Source organism: Paenibacillus sp. NEAU-GSW1 (genome assembly GCF_009737085.1).
GTDB lineage: Bacteria > Bacillota > Bacilli > Paenibacillales > Paenibacillaceae > Pristimantibacillus.
This window is the reverse complement of the sequence record NZ_WOVL01000016.1, coordinates 41,618-60,323: the sequence shown is the minus strand read 5'-3', so window position 1 is coordinate 60,323 and position 18,706 is coordinate 41,618. Positions and strand designations below refer to the sequence as shown.

The 18,706-nt window shown below is 52.5% G+C and carries 15 protein-coding genes; 1 reads left to right on the top strand and 14 read right to left on the bottom strand.

Annotation, left to right across the window (positions count from 1 at the left end):
• Window positions 1-4: 4 nt before the first annotated feature.
• The 9 genes from GOM71_RS14040 to GOM71_RS14000 all read right to left on the bottom strand — a co-directional run bounded on the left by GOM71_RS14040 (window position 5) and on the right by GOM71_RS14000 (window position 10,496).
• Window positions 5-1,105, bottom strand: a complete 1,101-nt coding sequence (locus tag GOM71_RS14040) for a nitric oxide synthase oxygenase (protein ID WP_156282114.1) — start codon at window positions 1,103-1,105, stop codon at window positions 5-7.
• A gap of 167 nt (window positions 1,106-1,272) precedes the next feature.
• The gene (locus GOM71_RS14035) at window positions 1,273-1,698 is read right to left on the bottom strand and encodes a disulfide oxidoreductase (RefSeq protein ID WP_156282112.1); all 426 of its coding nucleotides are present in this window, start codon (window positions 1,696-1,698) and stop codon (window positions 1,273-1,275) included.
• Window positions 1,699-1,705: 7 nt separating this feature from the next.
• Window positions 1,706-2,413, bottom strand: coding sequence for a DsbA family protein (locus GOM71_RS14030; RefSeq protein WP_253944844.1), 708 nt, complete (start codon window positions 2,411-2,413; stop codon window positions 1,706-1,708).
• A gap of 128 nt (window positions 2,414-2,541) precedes the next feature.
• The gene (locus GOM71_RS14025) at window positions 2,542-4,641 is read right to left on the bottom strand and encodes a HelD family protein (protein ID WP_156282109.1); all 2,100 of its coding nucleotides are present in this window, start codon (window positions 4,639-4,641) and stop codon (window positions 2,542-2,544) included.
• A 147-nt stretch (window positions 4,642-4,788) separates the two neighbouring features.
• Window positions 4,789-5,058 carry a DUF1294 domain-containing protein gene (locus GOM71_RS14020; RefSeq protein ID WP_156282107.1) on the bottom strand — a complete coding sequence of 90 codons (270 nt, stop codon included), beginning with the start codon at window positions 5,056-5,058 and terminating at the stop codon, window positions 4,789-4,791.
• Window positions 5,059-5,080: 22 nt separating this feature from the next.
• Window positions 5,081-7,591 carry an ATP-dependent helicase HrpB gene (gene hrpB, locus GOM71_RS14015; protein ID WP_156282105.1) on the bottom strand — a complete coding sequence of 837 codons (2,511 nt, stop codon included), beginning with the start codon at window positions 7,589-7,591 and terminating at the stop codon, window positions 5,081-5,083.
• A 77-nt stretch (window positions 7,592-7,668) separates the two neighbouring features.
• The gene (locus GOM71_RS14010) at window positions 7,669-8,502 is read right to left on the bottom strand and encodes a hypothetical protein (RefSeq protein ID WP_156282103.1); all 834 of its coding nucleotides are present in this window, start codon (window positions 8,500-8,502) and stop codon (window positions 7,669-7,671) included.
• A gap of 42 nt (window positions 8,503-8,544) precedes the next feature.
• A complete protein-coding gene (gene corA / locus GOM71_RS14005; protein ID WP_156282101.1) occupies window positions 8,545-9,495 on the bottom strand; it encodes a magnesium/cobalt transporter CorA in 951 nt (316 codons plus the stop codon).
• A 47-nt stretch (window positions 9,496-9,542) separates the two neighbouring features.
• On the bottom strand, window positions 9,543-10,496 hold the full coding sequence (locus GOM71_RS14000; protein WP_156282099.1) for a hypothetical protein: 954 nt from the start codon (window positions 10,494-10,496) through the stop codon (window positions 9,543-9,545).
• 144 nt (window positions 10,497-10,640) lie between these two features.
• Between GOM71_RS14000 and gluQRS the strand changes: the two genes are divergently transcribed.
• A complete protein-coding gene (gluQRS, locus tag GOM71_RS13995; protein WP_156282097.1) occupies window positions 10,641-11,642 on the top strand; it encodes a tRNA glutamyl-Q(34) synthetase GluQRS in 1,002 nt (333 codons plus the stop codon).
• Window positions 11,643-11,903: 261 nt separating this feature from the next.
• On the opposite strand, the gene mobB is transcribed toward gluQRS, so the two are convergent.
• From mobB to GOM71_RS13970, 5 genes are read right to left on the bottom strand one after another with little or no spacing between them, the layout of a single operon-like run.
• Entirely contained in the window at window positions 11,904-12,431 is a 528-nt protein-coding gene (gene mobB / locus GOM71_RS13990; RefSeq protein ID WP_156282095.1) for a molybdopterin-guanine dinucleotide biosynthesis protein B, read from the bottom strand.
• The gene (locus tag GOM71_RS13985; RefSeq protein ID WP_173275618.1) at window positions 12,428-13,054 is read right to left on the bottom strand and encodes a molybdenum cofactor guanylyltransferase; all 627 of its coding nucleotides are present in this window, start codon (window positions 13,052-13,054) and stop codon (window positions 12,428-12,430) included. The genes mobB and GOM71_RS13985 overlap by 4 nt, the downstream gene beginning before the upstream one ends.
• On the bottom strand, window positions 13,041-15,170 hold the full coding sequence (gene nasC, locus GOM71_RS13980) for an assimilatory nitrate reductase catalytic subunit NasC (protein WP_253944842.1): 2,130 nt from the start codon (window positions 15,168-15,170) through the stop codon (window positions 13,041-13,043). Before nasC ends, GOM71_RS13985 begins: the two co-directional genes overlap by 14 nt.
• Window positions 15,170-17,275 (bottom strand): nitrite reductase large subunit NirB, encoded by a 2,106-nt coding sequence (gene nirB / locus GOM71_RS13975; protein WP_156282091.1) that lies wholly within the window; start codon window positions 17,273-17,275, stop codon window positions 15,170-15,172. The genes nasC and nirB overlap by 1 nt, the downstream gene beginning before the upstream one ends.
• Before the next feature lie 39 nt (window positions 17,276-17,314).
• A complete protein-coding gene (locus GOM71_RS13970) occupies window positions 17,315-18,586 on the bottom strand; it encodes a molybdopterin molybdotransferase MoeA (protein ID WP_173275616.1) in 1,272 nt (423 codons plus the stop codon).
• Window positions 18,587-18,706: the final 120 nt, after the last annotated feature.

Genomic DNA, 18,706 nt, shown 5'->3' with positions numbered 1-18,706 from the left:
TTCATTAACCTCCGGCATCATAAGCAGATGATTGATAGCTATAAATCGGTTTTATTTCCTTATCCTTAAAGCCGCGATGCCAGACAGCAGTCGTTGTTGGCGACATCGGCGGAATTAGCCACGACCATCTCCCGGTCAGCTCGCGGCCGGCTGCCTGCTCTTGTTTCTCGAATCGCATGAACTGCTCGGCAGCCGTATGATGGTCGACAATGCTTACGCCATGCCGTTTGAACGAATGAATAACGGATGCATTCAGCTCGACAAGCGCCCGATCTTTCCAAAGAGACGTATTTGTCGTCATATCCAGATTCATCAGCTTTGCAACATCAGGAAGCTTATTATAACGATCCGTATCAGCCAAATTACGGGATCCGATTTCCGTTCCCATGTACCAGCCGTTGAACGGAGCCGCCGTATAGTCGATCCCGCCGATTTCCAGCTTCATATCCGAAATAAACGGCACCGCGTACCATTTCAGCTGAAGCTCCTCGAAGTTCTTAAGCTCCGGGTGAGCAAGCGGCACCTCCAATACTAAGCCGTCCGGCAGTTCGTACAGCATCGGAGCTCTGTCATTGATTTGAATGACGAGGGGCAGTATGTCGAAAGGCGTTTGCCGGCCTTTCCACCCAAGCTCCATGCACTTCACTGTAAACTTCACCGACGCCGGATCACCGATAATGCCGTTTGCAGTACGATAGCCGGCGTAACGGACAAGCTGATGGTTCCATATTCGGATACGCTGATATCCAAGCTGAGGCGCGAAAATAGTAATAGCTGGACGAACGCGACCGTTATTAGTCGCATATTTTATGTGATTAAATATCGCTTCGGCCATTTCATCCTCTTGCTTCATTCGTCTTGCGTCAAACACTTCAAGCGACTGCCAGAACAAACGCCCGATGCAGCGGTTGCTGTTGCGCCATGCCATTTTGGCTCCGTGGCTTATTTCCTCATAGGTTTGCGTATAAAAGCCTTCAAGATCTACTTGCTTGCGCACTTCGGCAATCCGTTTCACCGCTTCCTCTTCCGGCTTGCCAAGCTCTGCGTAACATGCGGATATAAATGGCTCCGCTTCGTTCAATAAATATCGGCTAGCTATACTCATGTTGACGTTACTCCCTAATTTTTTATTATACCGATGCGCTTCTTCCGCTGTAAACTATAGTTCTTGGAAAATAGTGCTGCGCTATTTGGAAAAAAAGCTTCGATCGAACGATGATTTAAACCATCCGTTCGACCGAAGCTTTTTAAGACACTTGTCCAACAAGCGGATTATTCCTCTTCCTTGCGCCGTCCAAGCAACAGAAAAATCGTAATAAGAATGAAAGCTGCCATCGCCATAAGCGGAATGGTCAGCCAGCCTCCGATGTTAAGGTAGTCCTGGTTGCATGGGATGCCCGAGCGGCAAGGCGCCATTTCGCCCAGCTTCGGAAACCAAATTTCCACATTATGATACAAAGAAATGAGTCCGCCGACAATATTTAACGGGATTAAGTAACCAATCATCCGCCGGTCTCCGCGATAGCTTGCAATGCCGAGCAGAATCGCTTGCGGATACATGAAGATACGTTGATACCAGCATAAATCGCATGGAATAAAGCCTTCGATTTCACTAAAATACAAACTGCCGCCCGTCGCTGCAAGCGACACGATCCAGGCGAAATAAAGGCTGTATTTTTGCATCCACGTTTCGTTCATGTGCTGCCTACCCCTTTAACTCATTATCAATTGCGGCTTTAACGCTGTTATAAGAATAGGAATTTAGTTTTTTGCCGTTTACAAACAACGTTGGCGTGCCCGTAACATTCATTGGACGAACGAGGGAGTTGTCTTTCTCTATGCGATCTTTATAGGTTTTGTTGTCGATATCGCTGCGCAGCAGATCATAATCGATTGGCAGTTTCGCGTCTTTAGCAAGCTGAACGAGATAATCAGGCGTCGCCCATTTAATCGTTTCCGCTTTTTGATTATCATATAGCAGCTTATAATACGTCCAGAAAGCTTCCTCATTCTGTTGGCGAACCGATTCAGCCGCCAAGGCCGCTGTATAGGAATCCTCTGCAATAAACGTATAGTTGATGAAGTGGAAAGCAACTTTACCGCTGTTAATGTACTCTTGCTCCAGCTGCGGCTTAACGTTCTGCGCAAAATCTTGGCAGGCCGGGCATTTGTAATCGCCAAATTCGACGATTTTCACCGGCGCGTCCGCGCTCCCTTGCATCGGAAGGCTTGCATAGTCGAAGCTGACCGGTTTGTTCTGCTGGTTCATGCCGATGATGATGACAGCAATGACCGCAACAAAAGCCAACGTTAGAAAGATTAGCGGTTTGTTCGAAGCTTTTCTTTGCGATTGTTTCGACTTGTACTGCTGCTGATTCGGTCTCTGCTGTTTTTTCGATTTCGGTTTGCTCAATCCATTCAAATCCTTTCTAGACGAAGATAGTCTTGCTGACATCCATACGTTTATGTCCTGTCACAATTTTAGTTACACACTGTTTTAAAGTCAATAAAACGGCATGAGTTGTCTTAATACTGTCAAACTTATGGAGCTATTGTCAATTGCTCAGGCGCAATGAGCTTTGTCAGCTCTCCTGTGTGCAGCAGCTTCAGCTTGTGAAGTGCTCTTGTACAGCCGACATAGAGCAGCTTGGCGTCATGAGCGCCGTAGGACGCGTCCTCCGCATCGCAAATGAGCACAGCGTCAAATTCCAGCCCTTTGGACAAGTATACAGGCACAACCGACAAGCCGCCGCCGTATTCCGGCTGCTTGCTGCGAACGATCGAAGGCGACAGTCCCTCTTCGAGCAATGCTTCATAAATAACTTCGCATTGCTGGGTTGTTCGTCCGATAACGGCAATCGTGTCATATTGGCCGCTCGCCTGCCATTGTCGCACGGTTTGCCTAATACCGAGAAGCCTCTGATCATCGTTCACATAGCTTTCAACATCGACTGGATCGCCGCTGCGGAACACCGGCACCGCCGGCTTGACGCCGCCGCCCATCGCGCCAAGAATACGATTGGCGAATTCAATAATTTCCATCGTGGAACGATAGCTTCGGTTCAATTCGAAATAACCGGTTTGTTCGGAGGCGAACAAGTCCGTCAATTGGTCCCAGCTTTGAATGCCTGCGTAATCATGTATGCCTTGCTGCAAATCGCCGAGCACGGTCATTGAAGGCGTCGATTGGCATAAGCGGAGCGCCTCCAGCTGAAATGGCGAATAGTCCTGCGCTTCGTCAATGACGATATGATCGTAGGCAGACATATTTAATCCATACAGCTTTAGATGAATATAGACAAGCGGAGCGAGATCCGCTGCTTCCGCCTGGCCGTTCTTCAGACGAGCCGTTGTTTCGGCTGCAATCGCCTTTGGAATGCTGCTGTCCGCTTGCTTGCCATGGAATAGAGTCGCGTATAGCTGCGGTGCCGTGAAAGCGGGGATTTTTTTTTGGAACGCGTTCAGCTTCGTGTTGGCTTTCGCCCGCAGCTTCTTATCGTGAACGCCTTTTTCCTTCAACGTCGATTCGAGCCAGCGGCGAATCCGGCTTGCAAGGCGGTCGCGCTTCTTCATTAACGATTCTTCGCCATAATCGGTGTTGTACCATTCCTCCATCTTTTCCGGCTTTAATAGAAGTCCCGGCAACGGCTCGAATGGAATGACAGGTACAATACGCGATTCAATCTCGGAAATCCGTTGATCGACAATCGCTTTGAATGAAAGCGCGCCTTTGATCCTTCCGGAGGAAATTGCGGCCTCTTCGGCCGTGCGCGGCTGCTCGAACCAATAGGCTAACGCGTCCGCGCTGCTCGTCAGCGCTACCTCGTGATTCAGAAGCGCTAACGCCCAGTCCGTGAAGGTTGTCTGCTGAATATCGCCAACGCCAAGCTCCGGCAGCACGCCGGAAATATAATCAAGGAACATCCGGTTAGGAGCAAAAATAACCATTCGCTCGGCACGCATCCGGTCCGCATATTGATAAAGAAGAAACGCAAGCCGATGAAGCGCGACTGTCGTTTTGCCGCTGCCCGCCACCCCTTGAATGAACAACGCTTTCGACCGTTCTGAACGAATAATGCGGTCCTGCTCATGCTGAATCGTCGAAACGATATCGCGCAGCTTATTATCTTTGTTCTCGCCTAGACGATAGAGCAAAAATTCGTCCGTAACAGCCTCTTCCTCTTGTCCGCGCGTAAAGCTGTCGACCAGACGGACAAGCTCGCCTTGGCGCACCATCAAATTACGTTTTAAATGAACGAGGCCTTCGATCTCGCCGTCTGGCGATTCATAAGTTGCTGAATCGTTGCCGCCTGTGAAGGAATAAAACAAACTGGCCACCGGAGCGCGCCAGTCGATAACGATTAGTTCATTGCCGCCCGCTTTAGCCACGCCCGCTTTGCCGATATAAAGCGGTTTTGCCTCTCCGTTCGGCAGCTCCTGAAAATCAATTCTGCCGAAATAAGGCTCGCGATGGGCGACTTCCAGCCTCTGCTTCCTCTCTTCGCGCTGAAGATCGAGCATTTGCTCCGTAAAGTCATCGCCCGTGTACTTCGGACCAATGGCTTGTAATTGTGAGACGATTTCGGACAACGAGCTTGCCAGTCGTTCCTTTTCTTCTTGATAGGCACTTTGAACCGACATGTCAGTTACCTCCTAAGATAAGATTGATGTATCCGTTCTCTCGCAAACGCAAACATCGCCGTCTTGCGGACGGCGATTATCGTTTGGAATCGATGCTGCTATTGTGTGCAAAAAAACGGATATTCAATATACCATATGACAATGATTTCAAGCAATCGTTGACGTTAGAAAATAAATCGCCACGGCATTCCAGACGACAAGAAGCGGAATACCGATCGTAAATGAAGCATGCTTCGTTTTGTGGCGGAAATAACGCATGCCGATCCAGGCCCCGACTGCGCCGCCAATTGCGGCGGCTGTGAACAGCCTCTTTTCCGGAACCCTTCTCCGATTTCTCCGGGCCGCCTGCTTGTCCGACCCCATCAGGCCAAAAGCGGCTATATTAACGACGATCAGATAGATGATTAGTAATTGCATCGTACCACCTGCTTTACAAGTTTTACTGCCCTCTAGGCTTCGCTCGATTCGTCGGCTGCGCCGCGTACGGGTCATCCGGCCAGTAATGCTTCGGATATCTGCCTTTTAAATCTTTTTTCACTTCAAAATACGCATTGCTCCAAAAGCTGCTTAAATCGCGGGTCACTTGGACGGGCCTTTGCGACGGCGAGAGCAAATGAATCGTAAGCGGCAGCGTGCCGCCGGCAAGGCGCGGCGTTTCACGAAGCCCAAACAGCTCTTGCAGCCGAACCGCGATAAACGGCGCTTCCGGATCGCTGTAATCGACCGGAATTCGCGAACCGCTTGGCACGGCAATATGCGTCGGCACTTCCTGATCGAGCTGCTGCCGCTGCTGCCAGCTGAGCATCGATTCGAGGATGCCGATCATTTGCAGCCGCTGCAAATCGCCCTTGCTCTTCATGCCGATAATATGCGGCAGCAGCCATTCTTCTAATGTTGCAAGTTGCGAAGCCTCCGAGACATCAGGCCAATCGCCGCCGCGGCCGGACATGAGCCGCATTCGCGCGAGCAGCTGCGACGCTGCCTTGCTCAGCGGCAGCAAGCTTAAGCCCCCGCTTTGGCGAATGCCCTGGATCAGAGCTCGCGCAACGAGCTCGGGATCGGGCTGCTGCAGCGGCGTTTCCTTTATAATAATCGCGCCAAGCCGCAGCCTGTGGCGCGCTTTCACCGATTGCGAGGCGGCGTCCCATTCGACGGTATCCGCCTCCTCCGCTTGATCGCCGGCCGAACGAATCAGCTCGTCCGGCTCCAACAGCGCCGCAAGCCGGATTCGGCTTTCACTGCCGGCGGCGTCTTCGATTTCCGCGGCGGCGAGATAGGCCGCCCGCGAAAGAGGCTGCAGCTCAGGCAGGGCTGCGCCTCTGCCGTTCGCAAGCAAGTACCGGCCGTCTCCGCGCCTCTGCGCGATCCGGTCGGGATAGGCAAAGGCGAGCAGCAAGCCGTATGGCTCGCCTTGATAGGGCTGCGGAGGCATGGCTGCGCCCGCCTCCGCTTCCAGCAAGCGCAGCCATTGCGCGGCTTGCGCTCCAATGCGCTGCGCAGCGCCGCGGTCGACAGCGGCGCCAGCGCCGTGAAGCGCGTCGACGCGAAGCTTAATGTCGACGCTGCGCTCCTGCGGCAGCAGGTCGCGCTCGCTGAGCAGCGCCGCCAGCGTGCAAGCCTCTCGCGTCAGGCCAAGCTGCTGCGCGCGCAGCAGCATATAGCCGAGCCGAGGGTGAAGGCCAAGCTTCGCTATGCGCTTGCCCCATTCCGTCGGCTTGCCTGCGCCGTCAAGCGCATGAAGCATGCGCAGCAGCTCCGTTGCCTGACTGAATGCCGCCTGCGGCGGTTCATCCAGCCATGACAGCTCCGAAGGATGCGGAATTCCCCATACCGCAAGCTCCAGCGCCAGCGGCGCCAAATCCGCAGCGGCGATTTCCGGCGCGGCCTGCACCGGCAAATAATGCTGCTCCTGCTCGGTCCACAGCCGATAGCATACGCCGGGCGCAAGCCGGCCTGCGCGTCCCCGGCGCTGATCGGCGGAAGCCTGCGAGACGGGGACCGTTTCCAGCCTCGTCATCCCTGTGCGCGGCGAGAAATAAGGAACGCGCATTAATCCGCCGTCTACGACGATTCGAACGCCTTCGACCGTTAAGCTGGACTCGGCAATTGAAGTAGCGAGCACCACTTTTCGCTCCCCCTGCTTGCACGGAGCGATCGCAGCATCCTGCGCTTCAAGCGGCATCGAGCCATGCAGTTCGACAACGCGAACGGCCATACCGCTCCCTGCGCCGCCGATTTGCATTTGAGCCAAAAAAGACGCGGTTCGGCGGATTTCGCCGACGCCGGGAAGGAATGCGAGCACGTCCCCTTCGTTATTCCGAAGCGCGAAAGCAATCGTCTTCGCCATCTCCTCTTCAAATCTGCCGGTAACCCGGCTGTCGCGATAAATCGAATCTACTGGATACGTCCGTCCCTTGCTCGAGATAACAGGCGCTCCTCCCAACAATTCCGATACCGGCTCTGCGGCGAGCGTTGCCGACATGACGACAATTCGCAAATCGTCGCGAAGCAGCGATTGCGTCTGCAAGCAAAGCGCCAAGCCGAGATCGCCGTGCAAATGGCGCTCATGAAATTCATCGAACAATACGGCGCCTATTTGCTCTAACGCTGGATCTTCCTGCAGCATTCGCGTCAGTACGCCCTCTGTTACAACCTCGATGCGCGTTCTTGCGCTAACCTTTGTATCCAATCGAACGCGGTAGCCAACCGAATCGCCGACCTGCTCCCCGAGCGCGGAAGCCATAAACTTAGCTGCAGAACGGGCAGCCAGCCGCCTCGGTTCGAGCATGACGATTTTTCGCCCTTCCAGCCAAGGCTGATCAAGCAGCGCAAGCGGAACGCGTGTCGTCTTGCCCGCGCCCGGCTCTGCGATTAGTACAGCGGCGGCGCGTTCGCCAAGAATATCTAGCAATTCCGGAAGCACCTCATCGATTGGCAATGATTGAACCATATAATTAACAGCTCCTACATTTATTTCATGCCGTTAACTATTAATGACATTGTTACTATCATTAAATAAATTGTCGGCTATTTTACGATTTTCATCATCTGTACGACTGGTCGATTGTCGCCCGTCAACTGCGCCTCAGCGCTGCGCAGCTGCGAGGAGCCGTCACCGTCCAGAAAAATGCCGTCCTCCAGCAGGCCGTCGCCAACCTCTTCCACGATCGCATCACGAAATTCCGCAAGTGTCCCTTTCGTGCTGCTAACGACGAGATAAAGAATGCCGTTACGGTCATATATCGCCGCTGAACGAAGACGAGCTTCATCCGGATAAGGCGCTTGTTCCGCTAATATTTGCTGCTCCCACGCTTCATCTTTGCCCAGGCTCATGCTTATGCCGCCCTGCGCCCAAAATCGCGTATGATCCATCACTTTAAGCTCGGATGCGTCGCCAACAACCTGCACCGACAGGGTGTTGTTCGCTCCGTCCCAAACTAACGTTCCTCGTTTGTATTTCACATTTTTGCTGCCCGAGCCATATTCATCTATTGCCCCGTTAACAGGCAGACTGTTCACGACAGCGATGCTAAGCAAAGCCTTCTCATAGAAAAAACCGCCGTTTATGCCGTAATCGGGCGTAAGCGCTACATTATTTTGAATCGTCTCCAGCGTAACGTTTGAAGGCTTTGTCGCCAGCACATGAAGCTCCATTCCGTTTGTTGCTGTCGCTTTCTCATAGGCATAGGCTGTCGGATGATTGCCGGCGGCGGTGCCTTCACTGCCTTCGCTTTTCGCCTTCAATGAAGATAACATGAAATAAAATAACAATACTGCGGCCGCAACGACGATCAACAGAACGAGAACGACTGCTCCGATCCTTTTGCCGCCTTGCTTGGAAAATTCAGTTTCATTGCTCACTGTTCAAAGTTCCCTTCAAGCTAAATATAATCGCACTCCATCTTAATCGAACCAGCCTTTGCGCCGGAACCAGGCATACATGCCCAAACCGATCAGCACCATGACGCCAAGCAGGCTGAAATAGCCCCAATGCCATTTCAGCTCAGGCATATTAACGAAATTCATTCCGTATAAACCGGCCAAAAACGTCAACGGCATAAATATCGTCGTAATGACCGTCAACGTTTTCATAATCGCGTTCATCCGATTCGAATTGTACGAAATATAGCTGTCCCGCAGATCGGCTGTCATCTCGCGGCAAGCGTCCGTCATCTCAGCCAGCTTAAGCAAATGATCGTAAATGTCGTGATAAAACGCCAAGTAATGATTCAAGCCGTTAATTTTCTCGGTATTGATAATACGATAAAGCAGCTCTCGCATCGGCAAAATGGTTTTGCGCAAACGAAGCAGCCGCGAGCGAATGTTGAAAATATCGTCCATTGCAGTCTGGCTAATTCCGTTCAGTCCGCCAACTTCTTTGTCCAGCACCAGCTCTTCAAGCTCTTGAACAGCTGGAAAATATTGATCCACCAGCTTGTCTATGACCGTGTATGCGGCAAAGAGCGACCAGTCCTGCTGCGATTTTGTCGATCTCGTCATTTTGACCCGCGCTTCATCAATTTCCGTGCAAGGCTGGTAATGAAACGTTACCAGAAACGACTTGCCAATAAACATGTTGACCTCGTAAACGGCAAGCGTTGCCGGGTCAATCGAATGCAGCACGAGAAAATGAATCGGATCGTAATGGTCCAGCTTCGGCCTTTGCAGCAGATGGAAGCAATCCTCTATAGCCAGCGGATGAAAATGAAAATAGGAAGACAGCAAAGCAGACTCCTCTTCCGTCGGCTCGCTGAAGTCGGCCCAGTACCATTCCAGCTCCGCTTCCCCCAGCGCCTCAATCGTAATATTATTTCTCCATTGTCCTGTTTTCGTGAGTCCGGTGATGTGAATCAAGTATAGGTTCCTCCTGAACGCCTAACAGCTGCGATACAAGCGGTCGATTATCCGGCGAACTGCTCAATCAACCGTTCACGCTCCTGCTTGAGCGATTCATATTTGCTTTCAGCCTTCGCCTTCTCGCGATCCAGCTCCTCGAGCAACGTCCTCGCATTATGCAGCTGGCTTAAGGCCTGCGACATTGATTCTTTTATTTTACCTTGTACAATCCAATCTGCAATCAATCCGTCGAAAAAAAAGTCGGCAAATGTCGCTAACCCGCCAATTTGGACTTTCAAATCCGAGCTCAAACGTACATCCTTTAACTCTTTTTTCAACCGATTGACCAAGCACTGGGCTGTACTGATTGCCGATTTGGCATCATCAATATGGGAATGCTTAATCGAGTTGCTGATCAGCCCTCCTCCGAGCATGTCAAAAGTGCCCCAGTTTGCAGCTGAATCCAACTTATTCACCGCATCCTCCAGCGAACAGACGAGCTGACGGCAAGCCGCCGCCGCTTCATACCACTCTTTGCTCTCCAGCCTAGCGTCCGTCGCTTGTGCCTCCAGCGTTTCGAGTTGCTGAGTCGTATCTGCATCGACGCTCAGAATCCATTGCTCCTTCTGGCGTTTAATCTGTTCATATTGCTCATCGGCGCCGACCAGCTCCGCAACTTGCGTACCGGAAGCATAATATTCCTGCTCCAGCGTCACGATTTCCTGCTTCGTTAGCTGCAGCTTTAACGAAACCGAGAGCGCCTGCTGCCGCTCAATCTCCAGCTGCTCATCCTTGCTTCGCAGGATCGTATGGAACATATTGCTCCACGACAGCTTTAACAGCTTATCTACATCTGCTTGCTCTTTATCCAGTTGAACCTCCAGCTCAATCGCCCGTTTCCGTTCTTCGTTCAATCTTGTCAGCAGCGTTTCGCGGCGTTGCTCTACATGCATTAAGGAAGCGGCGCGCTCCCGGCATTGCTCCAATTGTTCATTCCACTTCGCGATCGTCTCGTTCATAATCGATCTACGCTCCTTTTGGGATATGATCTGTTGATTCCGATACAAATGAATTTATCATGTTTTGATTCGTTCTCTATAGTACGAGATCCCATTCAATTAGACTTCACATTTATTGAAATGGTTGCGAATTCGGAATCCGACATGCTATCGTTTGATCATAAGGAAGGTGAACAAGCAGTGATTCGCGGACGATTTGCCCCGACGCCATCGGGACTTATGCATGTAGGCAACATATGGGCGGCGCTGCTTGCCTGGCTTCAAACGAGAAGCGCAGGCGGCCAGTTCGTGCTGCGCATGGAAGATATCGATAAGCCGCGCTGTCGTCCAGCGCTTGCGCAGCAGGCGCTGGACGATCTTCGCTGGCTTGGCTTGAATTGGGATGAAGGTCCGGATATCGGCGGACCTTACGGCCCGTATACGCAAAGCGAGCGCGGCGCTATGTATGAAGAGGCTTTGAGGAAGCTACAGCAGAGCGGCCGTTTATATCCGTGCTTCTGCAGCCGTGCCGAGCTGCTCGCCGTAGCCAGCGCCCCGCACGGATTGTCAGAAGAAGGTCCGGTCTATAACGGAACCTGCCGTTGCTTGACGGCCGAGGAGCAGGAACAGCGAAGGGCGAACAAAGAGCCATCCCTTCGTTTTCAAATCAATGACGATCAAGCCGTTGCCTTTATTGACGGAGCAGCAGGATTCAAGGCTTTTGCGCCGGGCGCTGGAGGAGATTTCGTCATTCGCCGTGCTGACGGCATCATCAGCTATCAGCTTGCCGTCGTCGTCGATGATGCTGCCATGAAGATCACCGACGTGCTTCGCGGCTACGATTTGCTCGATTCTACTCCTCGCCAATTGATGCTCTACGAGGCGCTCGGCCTGCCTGCGCCGCGCTTTGCTCATGTCCCTCTATTAATGGGCGAAGATGGCAAGCGGCTCGCGAAACGTCATGGCGACACTTCTATTGCAGGTTTAAGAGCTGCAGGCGTATCGGCTGAACGCATTATCGGCTGGCTGGCGCATATAGCAGGACAGCAGCCGACTTTTAACCCTCTCAGCGCCCGTGAGCTCGCAGCAGGCTTCAATCTTGATCGAGTGCCGAAAGAGCCAATTGTCATAGATGAAGCGTCTATGCGCCGGCTATTTGGCTCATAAAGCTTTACGTGTTGTTGCTTTATGTTCACCTCTGCTCGTTGGCTGTTGTAAGCTGACGCGAATCGAGTCTCATTTATCTGCTCATAATGCATCCGCGCACGTACGCATTTCCACCAACTTCTCTCGATTACCTTACCGATAAGAACCCCACAGGGTCTTATCTAAGCGGGATGGCCCGCAAATGATTACTCCACCGCGTACAAAGCAAGAAAGGCTGTCACTATCATCATTTTCCATGATGACGATAGTGACAGCCTCTCTTTAGATAATCCGCGCACAATTGCCAATATGATCGGCAATCGCGGGTATATCGTTCAGTTCGAAGGCAGTTACGCCGCCTGAGAGCTCCCGGCTCCGTCCCCACGAATCATAATCATGCGGCCAGAGCGCGATGCCCGTTACGTTGGATAATGACATCGCCATTTCAGCATCGTCACTGTTCCTTAGCAATACAAGCTTTGGATAAGCTTCCCGCTTGTAGCCCTCGACCAATATGACGTCGACTGGCGGAGCGGCGTCGATTAATTCATGCAGCGGTGTCGGCGCAGCTTTCACAATCGCGGTTTGACCGGCGGAGGTGATTGCCGACCACTCAGCGCCGGCTTCACGCATCTTCCTTGTGTCACAGCCGGGCGCATCCGCCTCAAATTCATGGCCGTCATGCTTAATGACGGCCACTCGCAGGCCTTGCGAGGTGAAATGTCCGATTAAACGGCACATTAACGTCGTTTTGCCTGAATTTTTATATCCGACAATCTGAAAAACTAGCGGCGGTTTCTTTTCCTTCATAATCTCGCCTCCATACGGAGCGCCTTTTCGTATTGTTCGGGCGTATTCATATTAAAGGCAAATCGAACATCAATACCCGCTTCCGCAAAAGGCTTTTCTTTTACGATATCGAAATCGATCCGATCTAGCAAGCTCATCATGCCAAGGCGACCTTCAGCGAGAAATTCGGCAGCGGCGACAGCGCATTCCGTCCGGTATATCGCATGCAGCGGGTGAAGCTTGCCTCCGATTTCCGGCACGATAGCCATCTTGCCGCTCCGCTCCAGCTTCTGCTTCATCCAGACAGCTGCGGTCTCCGAGATAAAGGGCATATCGCATGCCGTTGCCCAATGAAGCTTGCCTGGCTCAGTCTGCTCTAACGCGGTATGAAGCGCGGCGAGCGGCCCTTGCTGCGGAAGCCGATCTATCAGCGTACGCACGCCTCTCCCGGACATTGCATCGTATTGTTCTTCCGTAGCGACAACAACCACTAAACTGTCGCAGACGAGAGACATCCGCGAAATGATTCGATCCAGCATTGCGCTTTCGCCAAACGGCAAAAGCGCCTTCGTCTGACCGTTCATTCTTGAGCTTCGACCGCCCGCAAGGATGATCCCGTCCATTCCCAGCTTAGCGGATTGCATACTCGCCTTCCTCCTCGAAGTCCTCACCGAACGGTTCAATCTGAACGGCGCTAACCTTGAAGTCGGGCATTCTGCATACCGGATCCAGTGCAGGACTGGTGACATTATTGACATTTTGCACGTCGCCCCAGTGCATCGGCACAAATAAGGTATCTTTACGAATCGATTTCGAGAATTTGCTGCGGACGATCGTTGTGCCGCGAGGCGAACGAATCGTTACGAGCGAATCGTCTTCAATCCGATATTTAGCAGCCGTTTCCGGATGGATTTCCATAAAATTCTCAATGTCTTTCGCAGCGAGCATCGGGCTGCGCCGCGTTTGCACGCCAGTCAAATAATGCGCCAGCACGCGGCCGTTTGTCAGCACTAGCGGATATTGCGCGCTGACTTCCTCTGCGACAGGCTCTGATACGACGGGTATAAAGAGCGCCCTGCCTTCCGGCTGCGGAAAGCTTTGCTCGAACAACCGCTTTGCTCCCGGATGATCTGTCGAAGGACATGGCCAGTAAACGCCTTCCTCTTTGCGTAGACGATCGTATGTGATGCCGTAATAGTCAGCGACGCCTCCGCGGCTTGCCACGCGAAGCTCGTTGAAAATTTGCTCGGAATCTTCGAACTTGAAGTACGTTCCGCGGCCCAACCTATTTGCAAGCTCGCACAAAATGTGCCAATCATCCCGCGCCTCTCCCGGAGCTGGCCTTGCCGCTTCACGCAGCAGAACGCGCCCTTCCAGATTGGTTAGCGTGCCTGTATTCTCAATATAAGCTGTTACCGGCAGCACGACGTCTGCCAGTACCGCTGTTTCAGACATAAACATGTCGGCTACGACCAAGTAATCAAGCCCCTTAATGCCCTCTTCGACGAGTCCGGCATTCGGGTTCGACATAATGGGGTTGGAACCCATCACAAACATCGATTTGATTTCCTTGCGATGGATAACCTCCATCATTTCATATGCGGAAACGCCTTTGCCCGGCAACTCTTCCGGCTTTACGCCCCACACGCTGGCAATATATGCGCGATCCTGTTCATTTTCAATTAAACGATAGCCCGGAAGCTGATCGGCTTTCTGGCCGTGCTCCCTTCCGCCTTGCCCGTTGCCTTGACCTGTGACAGCGCCGTATCCGCAGCCCGGCTTGCCGATTTTCCCGGTCGCAAGAACGAGGTTTATGAAATTGCGCACCGTCATATGTCCATCGGCATGCTGCTCAACGCCGCGTGCCGTAAATACCATGCCTGTCTTGGCACGGCCGTAAGCCATAGCCGCCTTAACGATAAGCTCTTTATCTACGCCCGTCAATTCGGCAATCGCATCCAGGTCAAGCTTATCAATATGGCTCTTCAGCTCTTCGAAGCCTTTCGTCCGGTTTTCCACGAACCGCCGGTCAACCAGTCCTTCATCAAATACAGCTTTTATAAGTCCGTTTACGAGTGCGGCATCCGTTCCCGGTTTCACTTGCAAATGCAGATCGGCCATCTCGGCCGTCCCCGTCACGCGCGGATCAATGACGATAATGAATGCGCCGTTTTCCTTCGCTCTTGTAAAATAAGGCATCATCGTCGGCTGGCACTCGGAAATATTGGTGCCGGCCAAAATGATAACTTCCGCTAATGCGATATCAGCCAGCTGATTGGTCAAGCCGCGATCGATGCCGAACGCCTTAACGCCGGCCGATGCAGCTGCGGACATGCAAAACCGGCCGTTATAATCAATGTAACGCGTACCTAACCCGATACGGGCAAATTTACCTAGCAAATACGCCGTTTCATTCGTCAGCGAGCCGCCTCCGTATAGGCAAACCGCATCCGCGCCATGCGCAGCTTGAATACTGCGAAAGCGCGTTGCGATGGAGTCAAGCGCTTCCTCCCAGCTTACGCGGGTCAACACGCCGTTTTTCCGCATCATCGGATGAGTCAGCCGCTCTCGGCTTAACGCATGCTGATAGGAGTTTTTCCCTTTGACGCAAAGTCTTCCTTCAGAAGCGGCATTCGGAATGCCCTCAACTGAATAGACGGTTTTGCCAGTCAGCTCGTCGCGTTTTTCTTCGACTTCCATCTTGCACTGTACACTGCAAAACGGGCATTGTGTAATCATTTTTGTCAATGTCTGCGTCATTAGCTCCCCATCCCTTCCACAAGAACCGGATTCAACCGCTCCGTTTGCCTTTCCGCAAGGAGGCGATCGAGCAAGCCGTCTCTCTCATTTAAATCCAGAACCGTTTCGCGGAGGCGCTGCAAGCCGTGCCGCTCCAACCATTTCCAGACCCGCTCTCCGTAATTTGCGTTTTCGCGATATCGTTGCAAACAGCTCAAGACGACGCCTATAGCCGCTTCCTCGGTTGGTTCAATGCTGATCAGCTTGCCCTGCTTCACCGGGTTCTCCGCATAGCCTCCCGCATAAACCTCCCAACCGGCTGGCGCAGCGGCAATGCCAAAATCATGCACAAGCGTTCCAATCGGATAAGCAGGACCGGCCGAGACGGAAATGCGGACCGTATGCGGCATCGCCAACCGATCCAATTGCTCGATCAATTCATTGCCGATTACTGTATTGTCCATATACCAGCCGCGATTGCGGACCGCGCCGTTTGGTCCGACGGTAACAGCCGCAGTACGCGGAGCCGGCTCATGTTCTTTCGTATAATAACGAAGCGCTCTGCGGCATAAACCGCAGCCTTCAGGTTTGCTCCAATTCAGCTTGATCATCGCTTCTTTCGCAGTCGCGATTCCCATTTGCCCGATCGCTTCCTTCACGGCTGCATGGCCCAGCTCCGTACAACCGCATATAGGCGGTTCGGCTGCCGGCGACGAACCGCCGCTCTTTTGCGCGTAATCGATCAGCATGGCAACGACAGGCTTACAGCCCCCGCACGAGCCGGAAGCTTTCGTTTTGTCGCGCACTTCGTCCACTGTCTTCAATCCGCCTGCGCAAACCGCATTTACGATTGTCGCTTTGTTGACGGCGTTGCAAGCGCACACCGTTTCGTCATCCGGCATTGCGGCGCATCGATCAAAGCCGCTGCTTGAAGCGTTGTCCTGCGCCGCCGTTTGGAGCGCCGAGACGGAAGCGCTCTTCTTCACGAGCTCAAGCAGCTTCATCGCTTCCGAGCTGTCGCCGTAAAGAACGGCCCCGGCCACTTTGCCCGATCTCATCGTTACTTTTTTATATGTTTTATTAATGCCATTAAACGTTTGGATGGCCGTTTGCGCTTCGTCATCGCGGATCATGCCAACCGAGAACACATCGACGCCCGAAACTTTTAATTGCGCGTATGGCACTGAACCTTTATAAGGCTCGGCAGCTGCGCCGACCAGACGCTGCGCCAGCACTTTGCCTTGTTCATATAAAGGAGCGACCAGGCCGTATACGATATCGCGGTGTTCCGCGCATTCGCCGACGGCGAAAACATTCGGCGCGCTCGTTTCCATATAGTCGTTTATAACAATAGCACGATTTACTTTGATGCCGCTAGCTGCAGCCGCAGCAGTATTCGGACTGATCCCGACTGCAAGCACGATCAGATCAGCGGCGAGCTTTGAGCCGTCTGTAAATAGCAAGCCTTCGGCCCGTTTGCGGCCGATAATTTTTTCAGTTCTTTTATCGAGTAAAAATTGCATGCCCTGTTCGGTCAGCTCTCTCTTGAGCAAATCTGCGGCAGGAACGTCCAACTGTCTGTTCATCAAATAAGTTGCGTTATGGATGACTGAAACTTCCATCCCGAGATTCAACAAGCCGCGGGCTGCTTCCAGACCGAGCAAGCCGCCGCCGATAACGGCAGCACGCTTATATTTGGTCGACGCCTGGATCATCGTTTCGCAATCGGCCATCGTCCGGAACGCGGTAACACCCTCTTTATCGACGCCTGACAGGTTAGGCTTAAACGCTGAAGAACCGGTTGCGAAAATAAGCTTGTCGTAATCCACCTTTAAGCCCGACTCTGCCATTACCCGTCGATTAACGGTATCGGCTTTCGTTACCTTCTCTCCAGTAAACAGCCGTATGCCGCGTTCCTCGTACCATTTCCAATCATTTATAATAATTTCATCGATTTTCGTATCGCCCTGCAGCACCTTTGACAGCTGAATCCGATTGTAGTTCGGATGAGGCTCGCTGCCGATGATCGTAATGTCGAATGCGTCCGGGTTCAAATCGTAAATTTGCTCTACGCATTTTACACCGGCCATCCCGTTACCTATTACAACAAGCCTTTCCTTTTTCATCTGCAGTCTTCCTTTCCGCTTGCGATTTGCTCGATAGATTTAGGTTAATAATGTAAAAGAGGCTATTTCACCGGCTGAAGCGCCTTTGCCGCCGGCAGGAATAACCGCTAACGCGTTAGCCACGGAAAAAGCGGCAATGTTGCCTGAACGATCATTCGGCAACGGACTGATTTTCCATTGTCCGTCTGTAAACTGCGCAACAGCGCGAAGATATCTCGGATAAGGACAAGGCTTTCTGATCGATCCGTCAAGAACGCCTGCCATCCAAACACTCTCATAGCTCGCGCTTCCCGTTAGCTTCCGCAGAACCGGTTTTGCAAGCAGCTCGAGCGCCGCATAACAAGCCGACGGATTACCGGATAAGCAAAGCAACAGCTTGGAACCGCGTCGGAAAGCCGAGGTCGGCGTTCCCGGACGCATGAGCACTTTCGTAAAAACGGGCTCCCAGCCGCTCTTCACGGCCGCTCGTTCGGCATAATCATAATCGCCGACCGAAACGCCGCCGGTTGTAATTACGATGTCCGCTTGCTCGAAAGCTGCGTCAAGCTCCAACGCAATCGCCTCGAGTTCGTCCTGTACAGGCTTGCGGCGAATCGCTTTCACTCCGAGCTGAGTTGCGAACATAGCTGCTGTAACACCGTTCGAATCATAAATATGATTGGGCAGCAGCGACGTTCCTTGCGGTTGAAGTTCGTCGCCAATCGGCAGTACAACCGCTATCGGCTTCTTATACACAACGACCGACGGTTTTCCGTACGATGCCAGAATCGCCATTTCACGCGCCCCAAGCTTCGTTCCCGGATGAAGCAGCGACGTATGCTGCGGAACATCTTCCCCTGCTTCAGCAATATGATTGCCGGCAGGCACGCGGCGGTCAATCGCAATTCGTTTGCCGCTCTTGCTCGCGCTTCTTATCGCAACCATTTCTTGTACAATGACCGTATCGTAAAAATCCGGCACAGGAGCGCCAGTGAACACTCTCAACGCTCTGGGTTCCGCATCCGCATCGTCCATCACGATCATTCCAGCCCGGCTTTCTCCGGCAGTTTTTATAAGTAAAGGATTGTTAGGCGTAGCAGCCTCTGTCCATTCAGATCGTATCGCATAACCATCCATCATCGATCTCCGGAAGGGGGGCATTGGGAATGGTGTTAAGAAAGCTTCCGCTAAATATCGGCCGTTCGCTTCTTCGAGATCGACCGATTCCGTTTCGGCAGGAGTAGCTATATTACTGCATAATTGAGCTACTCCTTCAGCGACAGTAACGCTTAAAATCAAAGCTTCATTTGCGCTTATTTGAACGGTTGGCAACAGAATCCCTCCTCTATTGCACGTCATTAAACAGAAAAAACCCGTCCCATGCGCTGGGATCGGGCTTCATTGCCGAATTTTGACGCCACATCATTGTGTCGCATTTATGGATTTGATTCG

What these genes read in the sequence shown, in the direction of transcription:
- GOM71_RS14040 (WP_156282114.1), bottom strand. Translation starts at nt 1,105, where the DNA reads ATGAGTATAGCTAGCCGATATTTATTGAACGAAGCGGAGCCATTTATA.
- GOM71_RS14035 (WP_156282112.1), bottom strand. Translation starts at nt 1,698, where the DNA reads ATGAACGAAACGTGGATGCAAAAATACAGCCTTTATTTCGCCTGGATC.
- GOM71_RS14025 (WP_156282109.1), bottom strand. Translation starts at nt 4,641, where the DNA reads ATGTCGGTTCAAAGTGCCTATCAAGAAGAAAAGGAACGACTGGCAAGC.
- GOM71_RS14020 (WP_156282107.1), bottom strand. Translation starts at nt 5,058, where the DNA reads ATGCAATTACTAATCATCTATCTGATCGTCGTTAATATAGCCGCTTTT.
- hrpB (WP_156282105.1), bottom strand. Translation starts at nt 7,591, where the DNA reads ATGGTTCAATCATTGCCAATCGATGAGGTGCTTCCGGAATTGCTAGAT.
- GOM71_RS14000 (WP_156282099.1), bottom strand. Translation starts at nt 10,496, where the DNA reads ATGAACGAGACGATCGCGAAGTGGAATGAACAATTGGAGCAATGCCGG.
- gluQRS (WP_156282097.1), top strand. Translation starts at nt 10,641, where the DNA reads ATGCTATCGTTTGATCATAAGGAAGGTGAACAAGCAGTGATTCGCGGA.
- mobB (WP_156282095.1), bottom strand. Translation starts at nt 12,431, where the DNA reads ATGAAGGAAAAGAAACCGCCGCTAGTTTTTCAGATTGTCGGATATAAA.
- GOM71_RS13985 (WP_173275618.1), bottom strand. Translation starts at nt 13,054, where the DNA reads ATGCAATCCGCTAAGCTGGGAATGGACGGGATCATCCTTGCGGGCGGT.
- nasC (WP_253944842.1), bottom strand. Translation starts at nt 15,170, where the DNA reads ATGACGCAGACATTGACAAAAATGATTACACAATGCCCGTTTTGCAGT.
- nirB (WP_156282091.1), bottom strand. Translation starts at nt 17,275, where the DNA reads ATGAAAAAGGAAAGGCTTGTTGTAATAGGTAACGGGATGGCCGGTGTA.